This window comes from Kitasatospora sp. NPDC087315 (assembly GCF_044744345.1).
Lineage (GTDB): Bacteria > Actinomycetota > Actinomycetes > Streptomycetales > Streptomycetaceae > Kitasatospora.
This window is the reverse complement of the sequence record NZ_JBIUYD010000009.1, coordinates 169,025-181,617: the sequence shown is the minus strand read 5'-3', so window position 1 is coordinate 181,617 and position 12,593 is coordinate 169,025. Positions and strand designations below refer to the sequence as shown.

Sequence of the window (12,593 nt, the reverse complement as noted above, 5' to 3'; positions counted from 1 at the left end):
ATCGGGGAAACTGTCCGGGTGAACCCCGTCTGGCGCGAACTGCCCGTCCGTACCGCCCTGCCCGCGCTGCACCGCGCGCTCGACGAGCGCGGCACCGCCGTGCTGGCCGCCCCGCCCGGCACCGGCAAGACCACCCTGGTACCGCTGGCGCTGGCCGGGCTGGCCGGGGACGGCGGCGAGGGCGGCGGCCCGGTGCGCCGCGTGCTGGTCGCCGAGCCGCGCCGACTGGCGGTACGGGCGGCGGCCCGGCGGATGGCCTGGCTGCTCGGCTCGTCCGTCGGCGCCGAGGTCGGCTACACCGTGCGCGGCGAGCGCCGGGTCGGCCCGGACACGGTGGTCGAGGTGGTCACCACCGGCGTGCTGCTCCAGCGGCTCCAGCGCGACCAGGAACTCCCGGGCGTGGACGTGGTGGTGCTGGACGAGTGCCACGAGCGGCACCTGGACGCCGACACCGCGCTCGCCTTCCTGCTGGACGTCCGGGCGGCGCTGCGGCCGGAGCTGCGGCTGGTCTGCGCCTCGGCGACCTCCGACACCGCGGCCTGGGCCGAACTGCTGGGCGGCGGCGGGGCGGTGCCCGCGCCGGTGGTCGAGGCGCACGGGGTGTCCCACCCGGTCGAGGTGGTCTGGGCACCGCCACCGCGCGCCGTCCGGCCCGCGCACGGCACCCGGGTCGACCCGGCGCTGCTGGAGCATGTCGCGGCCACCGTCCGGCGGGCGCTGGCCGAGCGGTCCGGGGACGTGCTCTGCTTCCTGCCCGGCGTCGGCGAGATCGCCCGGGTGGCCGGACTGCTCGCGGGCGCCCCGGCGGAGGTGCTGCAACTGCACGGCCGGGCACCGCAGTCGGTGCAGGACGCGGCGCTCACCCCGGCCGCCGGGCGCCGGGTGGTGCTGGCCACCTCGGTCGCCGAGTCCTCGCTGACCGTGCCGGGCGTACGGGTCGTGGTGGACGGCGGGCTGGCCCGCGAGCCGCGGACCGACCACGCCCGCGGCCTGGCCGCCCTGGTGACCGTCCGGGCCTCGCTGGCCGCCGCCCGGCAGCGGGCCGGCCGGGCCGGGCGCGAGGCGCCGGGCGCCGTCTACCGGTGCTGGGCGGAGGCCGAGGACGCCCGGGCGGCGCGCTTCCCGACCCCGGAGCTCGCGCTCGCCGACCTCACCCCGTTCGCCCTCCAGGCCGCCTGCTGGGGCGACCCGGACGCGGCCGGGCTGGCGCTGCCCGACCCGCCGCCGGCCGGGGCGATGGCCGCCGCCCGGCAGACCCTGCTGGCGCTGGGCGCGGTGGACGCCGACGGGCGGGCCACCGCGCGCGGTGTCCGGCTGGCCCGCACCGGGCTGCACCCGCGGCTCGCCCGCGCGCTGGTGGACGGCGCCCCGGCGGTCGGTGCCCGGCGGGCCGCCGAGGTGGTGGCGCTGCTGTCGGAGGAGCCCCCGCGGGCGCTCGGGGACGACCTCGGCGCCGTCCTGCGGACCGTCCGGGAGGGGCGCGATCCCTACGCCGGCCGCTGGCGCGAGGAGGTCCGGCGGCTGCTGCGCGGGGCGGGCGACGCCCCGGCGACACCACTGCCGGACACCGCGGCGGTCGGCCTGGTGGTGGCGCTGGCCTTCCCGGAGCGGATCGCCCGCGCCCGGGTCGAGAAGCCCGAACCGGGCGCGCGCAGCCCGTATCTGATGGTCTCCGGCACGGCCGCCGAACTGGCCCCCGGCACCACGCTGGGCGCCCTGCCGTGGCTGGCCGTCGCGGTGGCGGACCGCCCGGCCGGGTCGCCGTCCGCGCGGGTGCTGCACGCGGCCGCGCTGGACGAGGAGACCGCGCGGCTGGCGGGCGCGCCGCTGCTGGCCGCCCGGGAGGAGGTGCGCTGGGACGCCCGGCGCGGCGAGGTCGCGGCCCGGCGGGTGGAGTCGCTGGGCGCCGTCGAGCTGGCCGCGGCGCCGCTGGACCGGCCGGACCGGGCGCTGCTGCGCGCCGCGCTGCTGGACGGCCTGGCCCGCGAGGGCGTGAGCGGTCTGCTCTCCTGGCCGGCCGGCGCGGCCGGGCTGCGGGAGCGGCTGGCCTTCCTGCACGCGGCGCTCGGCGAGCCGTGGCCGGACGTGGGCGACGAGGCGCTGCTGGCGGCGGCCGACGACTGGCTGGAGCCGGAACTCTCCCGGGCCCGGCGGCGGTCCGACCTGGCGCGGATCGACACCGCGTCGGCCCTCCAGCGGCTGCTGCCGTGGGCGGGCGGCGAGGCCGGCCGGCTGGACGAACTGGCCCCGGAGCGGATCACCGTCCCGTCGGGTTCGCGGGTCCGGGTCGACTACAGCGGCGAACGGCCGGTGCTGGCGGTGAAGTTGCAGGAGCTGTTCGGCTGGGCGGCGGCCCCCGCGCTGGCCGGCGGGCGGGTGCCGCTCACCGTCCACCTGCTCTCCCCGGCCGGCCGCCCGGCCGCCGTCACCGGGGACCTCGCCTCCTTCTGGCGCGACGGCTACCGCGCCGTCCGCGCCGATCTGCGCGGCCGCTACCCCCGCCACCCCTGGCCGGAGGACCCGACCACGGCGGAGGCCACCCGGCGCACCAACACGCGCAGATGAGGGCCGGGCCGCCCTGCCCCACCCGGAAGACGGCCGCGGGCGCGGACCGAGGCCCGCGCCCGCCGCCGTCCGGACGCGTGTCAGTGCGCGGCGGCCTCCCAGTCGGCGCCGACGCCGACCGAGACGTCGAGCGGGGCGCGCAGCGGGTAGGCGCCGGCCATCTGCTCGCGGACGACCGCCTCGACCCGCTCGCGCTCGCCGGGGGCCAGCTCCAGCACGATTTCGTCGTGCACCTGGAGCAGCATCCGGGAGCCCAGGCCGGCCGCGCGCAGCGCCTCGTCCACCCGCAGCATGGCGATCTTGACGATGTCGGCGGCCGAGCCCTGGATCGGGGCGTTGAGGGCCATCCGCTCGGCCATCTCGCGGCGCTGGCGGTTGTCGCTGTTGAGGTCCGGCAGGTAGCGGCGGCGGCCGAGCAGGGTCTCGGTGTAGCCGGTGGCGCGGGCCTCGTCGACGACCCGGCGCAGGTAGTCGCGGACGCCGCCGAAGCGCTCGAAGTAGGTGTCCATCAGGCCCTGCGCCTCGGCGGGCTTGATGCCCAGCTGCTGCGAGAGCCCGTACGCGGAGAGCCCGTACGCCAGACCGTAGGACATGGCCTTGATCTTGCGGCGCATCTCGGCGTCGACGGAGCCGCCCGGGACCTCGAAGACCTGGGAGGCGACGGTGGTGTGCAGGTCCTCTCCGGTGGCGAAGGCCTCCAGCAGGGCCTCGTCCTCGGACAGGTGCGCCATGATGCGCAGTTCGATCTGCGAGTAGTCGGCGGTGAGCAGCGACTCGTAGCCCGCGCCGACGACGAAGGCGCGGCGGATGGCGCGCCCCTCCTCGGTGCGGACCGGGATGTTCTGCAGGTTCGGGTCCTGCGAGGAGAGCCGGCCGGTGGCGGCGACCATCTGGTTGAAGGTGGTGTGGATGCGGCCCTGCGGGGAGACCGTCTTGAGCAGGCCCTCGACGGTGGTGCGCAGCTTGGCCTGGTCGCGGTGGCGGAGCAGGATGACCGGCAGCTCGTTGTCGGTCTGGGTGGCGAGCCAGGTGAGCGCGTCGGCGTCGGTGGTGTAGCCGGTCTTGATCTTCTTGGTCTTGGGCAGGGCCAGCTCGCCGAAGAGGATCTCCTGGAGCTGCTTGGGCGAGCCGAGGTTGAACTCGCGGCCGGCCGCGGCGTGCGCCTCCTCGACCACGCGCTGGATCTCGGCGGCGAACTGGGCCTCCAGGCCGGTGAGCCAGGCCCGGTCGGCGGCGATGCCGGTGCGCTCCATCCGGGCCAGCAGGGCGGCGATGGGCAGCTCCATGTCGCGCAGCAGTTCGGTGGCGCCGACCTCGGCGAGGCGGGTGTCGAAGAGCGCGGCGAGGTCGAGCACGGCGCGGGCCTGGAGCATCAGCGCCTGGGCGCGGGCGGCCGTGCCGTCGGTGCCGTCCTCCTCCTCGGGGGCGTCGAAGGCGAGTTGGCCGGTCTCGGCGACGGGGGCCGGGGTGAGCGAGCGGCCGAGGTACTCCTCGGCGAGCACCTCCAGGCCGAAGGTGCGCCGGCCGGGCTTCTCCAGGTAGGCGGCGAGGGCGGTGTCGGCGACGACGCCCTCGATCCGCCAGCCGCGCTCGGCGAAGGCGCGCATGACCTGCTTGGCGATGTGCAGGGCCTTGGGGGCGGCCGGGTCGGCCAGCCAGGCGGCGAAGGCGCGTTCGTCCTCCTCCGCGAGCAGGGCCGGGTCGAACCAGGCGGCGCCCTCGCCGACGGCGAGCGCGACCTCGGTGACCTCGCCGGTGCCGAGCGCCCACTGGTAGACGGCGGCGAGGGCGACCGGGGTCTTCCCCGCGGCGTGCTGCCGGAGCCAGGCGGCGAGCGTGCCCGGGTCGGTGAGCAGTTCGCCGTCGACCTCGACGCCGGGGGCGAGTTCGGCCTCGGCGGCGGGCTGCTCGGCGCCCGGGTCGATGCCGAAGACGCGGTCTCGGAAGTTGGCGTTGCGGAACTCCAGCGACTCCATCAGGGTGCCGACGGCCTCGCGGTCGAACGCGGCGCGGCCCAGGTCGTCGACGCCGAGCGGGAGTTCGACGTCGCGGACCAGCTCGGTGAGGACGCGGTTGCGCTTGACCGAGTCCAGGTGCTCGCGCAGCTTCTCGCCGATCTTGCCCTTGACCTCGTCGGCGCGGGAGACCAGTTCGTCGAAGGAGCCGAACTGGTTGACCCACTTGGCGGCGGTCTTCTCGCCGACGCCGGGGATGCCGGGCAGGTTGTCCGACGGGTCGCCGCGCAGGGCGGCGAGGTCGGGGTACTGGCGGGGGGTGACGCCGTACTTCTCGGCGACCTTCTCCGGGGTGTAGCGGGTCAGCTCGGAGACGCCCTTGGTCGGGTAGAGGACGGTGATGTGCTCGGTGACCAGCTGGAGGGAGTCGCGGTCGCCGGTGACGATGTCGACGTCGTAGCCGGCCGCCTCGGCGGCGGTGGCCAGGGTGGCGATGATGTCGTCGGCCTCGAAGCCCTCGGCGGTCAGCCGCGGGACGCGCATGGCGTCCAGCAGTTCGCCGATCAGCGGGACCTGGCTGCGGAACTCGTCCGGTGTCTTGGCACGGTTGGCCTTGTAGTCGGGGAACTCGACGGAGCGGAAGGTCTGCCGGGAGAGGTCGAAGGCCACCGCGACATGGGTGGGCCGCTCGTCCCGCACCGTGTTGGCGAGCATCGAGGCGAAGCCGTACACCGCGTTGGTGGGCTGGCCGGTGGAGGTGTTGAAGTTCTCCACGGGCAGCGCGTAGAACGCCCGGTAGGCCATCGAGTGCCCGTCGAGCAGCATCAGCCGGGGCCGCGATCCGGCCCCGCCGCCACCCGTCGCGCCCTTGTCCGTACTCTGCGTAGCCACGTCAACGTCCGTTCCTGCCGATTCCACTACCGGCCCCCGATCCTATGGCCCGGCACCGACAAAAGGGACGCCGCGCGGGGCTGGGCCGGGCGGGCGACGCGCCTGCCCGCCGCCGCGGTCGCTACCGCCCAGTAGCACGGTCGTACGATCGCAGGCAGCACGACGACGTGACCCCGAGCGGCAGGAGCTTCCCCATGACCGGCGCGACCCCCGACGCGTCCACCGTCCTGAAGGTCCCCCAGGACGTGCTGGACCACTTCGCCAAGCTGGGCGTGGAACCGGCCACCTTCTCCGGTGGCCACCTCGGCGAGAAGCTCGGCATCCGGATCGTCGAGGCCTCGGGCGACCGGGTGGTCGGCACCATGCCGGTCGAGGGCAACCAGCAGCCGTACGGGCTGCTGCACGGCGGCGCCTCGGCCGCGCTCGCCGAGACCCTCGGCTCGATCGGCGCGATGCTGCACGCCGGCCCGGGGCGGTACGCGGTGGGCGTGGACCTGAACGCCACCCACCACCGCTCGGCCACCTCCGGACTGGTCACCGGGGTCGCGACCGCCGTCTTCAAGGGGCGCACCGCCGCCACCTACGAGATCGCGATCACCGACGACACCGGCAAGCGGATCACCAGCTGCCGCCTGACCTGCATGCTGCGCGACCTCTGAAGCTGGGGAACTTTGTGATCACCGACACGCCCGCGCTCCGCCCGTTCCACGGCCTTCTGGGGCCCATCGCGGCTCATCGTCGAACGGAGCCCGATCTCATACCGCGTCGCGCGCTCATATAACTGCGCCTTGGTCAGCTGCGCCTTGGTCAGTTGTGACAGATCCTTGCGGGTGGCAAAGACCCGCCTCTTCGCCGTCGGCTTGCCGCCAGCGATGCTGGGTCGGGAGGTGCTCTTCTTTCCTCCGACCGACTTGGGGCGAAGCGGTGATGCTGGGGAGCGGTGCGGTCTCGGGCGAGGAAGCCGGGATAGTCGGCTCCCTCGCCCTACGACTGCTAGTAGAAGGCTGATGAAGATCTTGGTGTGATCGGGGCTGCCGTCATCAGGCGGCAGCCCCGATCTGCCAGGCGGTGCCCGTTGTGGGTGAGTCCGAGGTTGGTCAGGGTCCGGAGGTTGAGGGCTGCGCCCCGGATGTGGAGCCAGGCGTTGTTCTTGATCGTTCCCCGGTAGCGCAGGCGGCGGTTTCCGTGGCCGACGAGCCAGGCGACGGCGCGTTCGACCGGTGGACGCCAGCGGCGGTATGCGTCCTGCCATGCCGGTTCGGCGGCTTGCCGGCGGGCGGTTCGTCGGAGGTCGTAGCCGGGTTGGATCCGCAGGTTCCTGCCGGTCTGCGAGGTGGTGCGGCGTTCACGCAGCGGGCAGCCGGTGCAGTGGCGGCCGAAGTTCGCCGTGCGGGCGAGCGCCAGACCGCGGTCGGGTGAGAGCGGGACGGTGTGGACGGCCGGGCAGGTGGCCGTGCCCGCGATGGTGTCGATGCGGAAGTCGTCCAGGACGAAGCCGCCCGCGACGGCGGGCCGTTGGGGGACGGGCTTGAAGAACAGCCGGTGTCCGGCCCCGCCGAGGACGTGGCGGGCGGTTCCGGTGGAGCAGGCGGTGTCGCCGAACGCCTCGACGGGCTGCTCCTCCTCGGCGAGGAGGTCGAGCGCGACGGCGGCCTCGTGGTGTTCCTCTCCGGAGCCGGGCGTGAGCTCGACGTCGGTGCAGATCGTGGTCTCGGGCTCGACGGCGAGGTGGGCCTTGTAGCCGTCCTGCCGGTGGGTGCGGGTCTTGTGGATGTGCCGGGTCTCGGGGTCGACCGTGGACACGACGCGGTCGGGGGCGGTGCCCCGGGTGATGCGCCGGCGTCCGTCGCGGCCGTCGGAGCCGTCAGCGGGTTCGACGTCCTGTCCGGCGACCAGGGCCAGCAGGCCGACCGCGTTCGCAGCCCGTTCGCCCAGCGGCTGCTCGGGCAGGTGCCCGAGCAGCCGCAGCGCGTCGCCGACCAGGGCGTCCACCGGGTCGGCCCGGGTCTGCTCGTCGTTCCAGGCGATCCGGGGCTTGCCCGGATCGCGGTAGTCGTGCGCGGTGCAGCGCGCGGCCGCGACCGCACCGGCGCCGGGAACCTCGCGGATCACCGTCCGGGCGGAGCTGCCCGACCTGCTCGGTCAGTGTCCAGCCGTTCTTGCGCTCCAATGGAGCGAGCAGCCCGGTCAGGTAGTCCAGCGCCCGCGAACGGGGCTCCGACCTGCCGAAACGATGGGCGAACCGGGTATGGAACCCGGCTATTCCCTCGGACCACGACTCGACCTGCTCGACCGTCAGCTCATCAGCACACAGTCACACCAACGAGCCCAACACCACATCCGTCACGCACATGCGGTTGCAGTACTAGCCGGGCCACGGAAGGCCGCCCATGAGATGTGGAATCGGTTCCGATCTCCCACGCTTCAAGCACGGGATCGATCGGGTGGTGAACATCTGTCTGCTCAGACGGGTGGGGCCCACAGCGCACTTCGCGCCGTGGGCCCTACTGGGTTGTTCGGCAGGTCAGGGATTGACGGGGAGGGTGGGGGTCTTCAGGGCGGGGATGCTCCAGGTCTGGGCGGGGGTGGCGTTGCAGGTGAAAGCGATGAGGCGGGTGCCTGGGGTGATGTCGTTGCCGGGCAGGTCGAGGCAGTGGTTGGAGCCGGGGTTGTAGAGGCTGCCGTCGGCGCGGGGGATCCAGACCTGGTTCCAGGATCCGGGGGTGCAGTTCCAGAGGCCGACGGCGGCGCCGTTGGCGGTGCTGGCTCCGCCGATGTCCAGGCACATGCCGCGCAGGCTGACGGTGGCGTTGGCGGGGTTGACGGTGAGGCTCTGGGCGGGGCCGTTGTTGCAGGTCCAGATGGCGACGCCCTGGCCGGTGTCGTTGTTGGGGACGTCGAGGCAGCGGTCGCTGGCGGCGTGGCGGACGGCGGTGGCGGTGGCGGGGGGGTTGACGGCGGTGTTGTAGGCGGCGAAGTTGCTGACGCTGCCGTTGAAGCTGGTGGTCTGCTGGCCCTGGTACTGGTAGCGGCCGAGGACGAGGTTTCCGCTGGGGGCGGGGCTGCTGGCGGCGTTGTGGTGGGCGCTGCCGGCGAGGGTGCCGTTGACGTAGAGGCTCATCTGGCCGGTGGCGGCGTTGTAGCTGGCGGTGAGCTGGGTCCAGACGTCGCTCTTCACGAGTGCGGCGCTGTTGGTGACGGTGGTGTAGTCGTAGGGCCAGTTGTTGTCGTCGGCGTGGGCGAGGGCGAAGCGCCAGGCGCCGCCGTTGCCTTCGCTCCAGAGGAGGAAGCTGCTGGCGCGGGTGGTGTTCTGGCTGGCGATGACGTTGCCGGTGCCGGTGGACTTGGCCCAGGTGCTGAGGGTAAAGCTCTGGCGGGTGTCGACGACGGGCTTGTCGGTGGTGGCAGAGGTGGTGCCGTTGAAGACGGCGACCTTGGTGGCGCGGCCGTCGACGGTGTCGTTCGCGAAGGTGAGGTTGCTGGGCGTGGCGTTGTAGGTGGTGGGGTTGGCGGTGGTGTCGCCCTGGAGCTTCCACTGGGCCTGCGGGGCCTGGGTGTTGCCGCGGTAGTGGTCGCCGTTGAAGCCGGTGACGACCTTGTTGGTGACGCTGCCGGGCCAGGTGCGCAGGTTGCCGGAGCTGTCGAGGGCCCACAGGTCGGGCACGCCGTCGCCGGTCACGTCGCCGTCTGCGCCGACGGTCGGGAAGTCGGTGGTGGTGACGCCGGCGCCGATCTTGGGTGTGCCGGCGGGGGTGACGGCGGTGACGGTGGTGTATGAGTCCGTTCCGTCGGTGCGGGTCTGGGTGGTGAGGGCGTACTGGAGGATGTCGCCGGCGGTGCGGCCGCCCGTGGTGGTGCGGGCGCGGGCCCACAGGGCGGGGGTGACCGGGGTGGTGCCGGCGGGGTCGACGGCCAGGGTGTTGCCCGGGACCATCAGGTCGAGAGTGTCCCAGCCACCGGTGGCGACGAGGTTCGGCGCGCGCAGGGTCTTGTTGGAGTCGGCGGGATAGTACCAGAGGTTGCCGGACTCCACGGCGAGGATTCCGGTGGCGTTCTTGACCTCGCGATTGGGGGTACGGGTGTCCTTGGCTGAACCGATCGGGGTGATCTGGCTGGTGTAGCGCCAGTCCTCGTCCTGGTGGTAGCCGGGGCAAGTGGTCGCGTCGCCCTCGCAGTTGGGCCGGTTCAGCGACCATTTCTGGTTCGCGGTGAACCGTCCGGGGTCGGAGAGCTTGTTGGCATAGTAGTAAAGCGTGCTTCCACCGTCGCGGTGGACGAACAGGTCGTCGGTGTTCAGCCCCGGGTCCAGGGAGCCGCGATGGGTGACCTTGTAATCCTTCCAGCTCCTCCCGGTCTCGGGTGCCTGGTTGGCGGGGGCTGCGGTGCCGGTGGGCGGGACGCTGGTGTTGCCCGGGTCGGTGGCGCGGCCGTGGGTGATCAGGTTGCCGGCGCTGTCGGGGACGAGGATGTCCGGGTTGGCGTCGCCGGTGGTGTCGCCGTAGGCGACCGGTCCGGGGGCCCAGGGGACGTAGAAGGAGTACGACATCGTCTGGGACATGTTCCCGGCGTCGTCGAAGACCTGGGCGTACAGGATGTTGGTGCCCCAGTGAGTGGGCGTGGTCCTGAGTTCACTGATGCCGGCGACGCCGTTGCAGTCCTGGGTGTAGGTGGCCAGCTGGGGGTCGTACCCGTAGCGGACGCAGACCACGCCCGAGGCGCGCAGGCCGGAGGGGTTGGGGTCGTAGGCCGCGAAGGGGATCGAACCCGTCTCGCCGAGGCGCAGGTTGGTGGTCTGGCCGTTGCCGGAGGGGGGGAACTGGGTGGCGGGGTTGGTGAAGGTGCCGAACGCGGCGACCGGCGGGGTGGTGTCGACCGTGAAGTGGCAGACGGCGGTCGCCGGGCCGCGCAAAAGGCCGTCGTCGCCCTGGGCGGCCCAGCCGTAGGTGTGGCCGTCCTTCAGCGTGGAACGGGGGACGTTGTAGGAGGCGCGACTGCCGTTGGGCACGAAGCCCGACCAGCCGTTGCTGACACTCGGGGAACCCGGGGAGGAGTCGTCCCAGATGTTGACGTACTCGGTCAGCTGGGACTGGTTGTGGCTGCTGACCACCGAGGTGAGGTTGACGGTGGTGTCGGTGATCCAACGATAGGAGGAGACCGGCACGTTGCCACAGCTGTCGTTCTCGCCGTAGGTGACGCTGCGCGGGGCGGGTGAGGTGCGCGGGTCGCCCGGCTGCAACGGCATGTGGTCGTACTCGGTGGACAGGACGGCGTCGTAGCCGAAGCGCTTGAAGCCCATCTTGTCGCCGGAGCCCTCGCTGCCGACCAGGGCGAACGCCAGCGGCGTCCCGGTGTCGGCGAGCGCGTTGCGCATCGGTGCGGTGATGTTGAAGTCGACGGGGATGTCCGGCTTGCACGCGGCGTTGGTGCCGTTGCCCGGGACGGACTTGCCGTCGACCCACTCGTACGTCTTGTGGCTGTTCCAGGAGATGGAGCCGTCGAACGCGCCGGCCCGGTAGAGGTTCACCGGATACGGGGTGGTGCAGGAGTAGTCGGCCGACACGTACTGCGACACCCGCAGGTTCGCGTAGTTGATGTGGGTGTTCGACATGTAGCCGTTGATGTTGAACTCGTACAGCGCCCGCTCGACCCCCTTGGTGGTCTCCCAGCCCTGGTAGCCGACACCCAGGCGGTCGCGGTCGGCGGAGCCGGTGCGGTCGAAGTTGCCGACGCCCGGGTAGGCGGACTGCACCCAGGCGTGGTGGCTCTTGCCCCGGGCGTCGTTCGACCAGGACGGGTCGACGTAGACCGGGTAGACGGTGTCCGGACCGTCCAGCAACTCGGGGCTGGGCGACAACCGGATCGCCCCGACGCCCTGCGCATCCGTGTCCGCGGTCACCGGGACGTCGGCTACGGTGGCCTTCGGACCAGGGCCATCCGCGCTGCTCGGCGCGTCCGGCTCCTGGCGGGTCGCGCCAGCGCCCTCGCCCGAGGGAGACGGCGCGGGAGCCGCCTCCTGCCCCGTGAAAGAGGCCTTCACGGCCGAGTTCCTGGCGGTCGGCGCGGCGGCCTCGCCCGCCGCCGCGGGGGCCGCGGCGGACCACATCTGCGGCTTCGGCGCCGTGAACACCTCCCGACCGTCGCTGGTGGCCCTCAGGCTGCCGTCCGCGTTGGCCGACAGCTCCACACCCCTGGCCGCGGCGGGAAAGTTCAGCGAACGCACCGCCGGGTTGCCGGCCGCCAGCGGGGTGTGCAGCACCAGCACGGTGCTGTACCCACCGAACCGGTCCGCCGTCACCCTCAGGTCCGTATCCGGTGCCACCGACGCGAACAAAGCACTGTTGCCACTCACCACCGGAACCGGCAGCGCACCACCGAACGGCGACCCCACCGCCAGCTCCTTGCCGTCCCCGGTGGTCATCGTCGCCAGCGGACCACCGCCACCGCCCGAGATCACCAGACCCTCACTCGCCGCCGCAGGCGCGAACGAACCATCAGCACGACGCACCAGCGTGTCATCCAGCGCCGTCCACGAACCGTCAGCCCGCTTCACCCGCTGCGCGTCCATGTGCTGCTCCTGACGGAGCCGGCCGACGGGCGTGGCGACGGTGGTGCTGAACTCGTCGGTCAGCGAAGGGATCGGCACATCCTTGCCGGTCCGCTTCGCCTCCGCGATCGCCAGCTCCGCCGGCCGCGGGTTCAGAAGCTCGCCCATGTGCTTAGCGTCGCCCGCCCGCACCGCCGCCTGCGGATCCGTCGCGTCGGCCCTGGCTGCGACCGGGGCGAGGGCGATCACACCCGCGGTGAGGGACAGGATTGCAGCTGCGGAGACTGCCTTGAACCGGAGTGAAAACAGGCGGGGGCTCCGCCCCAAAGGTATTTGATGGTCCGTCAAAAATTCTGATGTGATACGCACACGATTTCCTGGATTCCGAGCCCTGAGCGCCGTTTGCGCAGAGGTCAGGCGCACGATTCCAGGAGCCCTGGCGACCGTCAAGATCCTCTTTTCAAATCCCGGCCGACTGGCGGGATGAAGCATCACATATCCACCAATGTGATATGCGTCACATGTATTTGACGGCTTACATCCATGCGAGTTCTTGATCTTCACCCCATAGAATCCATCAGCCCGTATCCAGTCCACATCTAGGTAATGGATCGTCAAACTTGAGAACTCCATTGCTT

The 12,593-nt window shown here is 72.4% G+C and carries 5 protein-coding genes and 1 pseudogene; 2 read left to right on the top strand and 4 right to left on the bottom strand.

What is annotated here, in order from left to right; genetic code table 11:
- The first annotated feature begins 18 nt into the window (after window positions 1-18).
- Window positions 19-2,565 carry an ATP-dependent helicase HrpB gene (hrpB, locus tag ACIO5D_RS15240; RefSeq protein WP_400795410.1) on the top strand — a complete coding sequence of 849 codons (2,547 nt, stop codon included), beginning with the start codon at window positions 19-21 and terminating at the stop codon, window positions 2,563-2,565.
- Window positions 2,566-2,645: 80 nt separating this feature from the next.
- On the opposite strand, the gene polA is transcribed toward hrpB, so the two are convergent.
- Complete coding sequence (gene polA, locus ACIO5D_RS15235; protein WP_400795537.1) at window positions 2,646-5,345, bottom strand: DNA polymerase I; 2,700 nt, start codon at window positions 5,343-5,345, stop codon at window positions 2,646-2,648.
- Between the two features lie 260 nt (window positions 5,346-5,605).
- Between polA and ACIO5D_RS15230 the strand changes: the two genes are divergently transcribed.
- Window positions 5,606-6,070 (top strand): hotdog fold thioesterase, encoded by a 465-nt coding sequence (locus ACIO5D_RS15230; protein ID WP_363609334.1) that lies wholly within the window; start codon window positions 5,606-5,608, stop codon window positions 6,068-6,070.
- A 334-nt stretch (window positions 6,071-6,404) separates the two neighbouring features.
- On the opposite strand, the gene ACIO5D_RS15225 is transcribed toward ACIO5D_RS15230, so the two are convergent.
- The 3 genes and pseudogenes from ACIO5D_RS15225 to ACIO5D_RS15215 form a co-directional block, all read right to left on the bottom strand.
- Complete coding sequence (locus tag ACIO5D_RS15225; protein ID WP_400795534.1) at window positions 6,405-7,214, bottom strand: transposase; 810 nt, start codon at window positions 7,212-7,214, stop codon at window positions 6,405-6,407.
- Window positions 7,215-7,500: 286 nt separating this feature from the next.
- Window positions 7,501-7,674 (bottom strand): annotated as a pseudogene (locus tag ACIO5D_RS15220) (IS701 family transposase); the annotation flags it as partial.
- Window positions 7,675-7,935: 261 nt separating this feature from the next.
- The gene (locus ACIO5D_RS15215) at window positions 7,936-12,123 is read right to left on the bottom strand and encodes a ricin-type beta-trefoil lectin domain protein (protein WP_400795407.1); all 4,188 of its coding nucleotides are present in this window, start codon (window positions 12,121-12,123) and stop codon (window positions 7,936-7,938) included.
- Window positions 12,124-12,593: the final 470 nt, after the last annotated feature.

Excerpts from the sequence above, each read along its gene's own strand:
- polA (WP_400795537.1), bottom strand. The coding sequence starts at position 5,345 with ATGCTGCTCGACGGGCACTCGATGGCCTACCGGGCGTTCTACGCGCTG.
- ACIO5D_RS15230 (WP_363609334.1), top strand. The coding sequence starts at position 5,606 with ATGACCGGCGCGACCCCCGACGCGTCCACCGTCCTGAAGGTCCCCCAG.
- ACIO5D_RS15215 (WP_400795407.1), bottom strand. The coding sequence starts at position 12,123 with ATGGGCGAGCTTCTGAACCCGCGGCCGGCGGAGCTGGCGATCGCGGAG.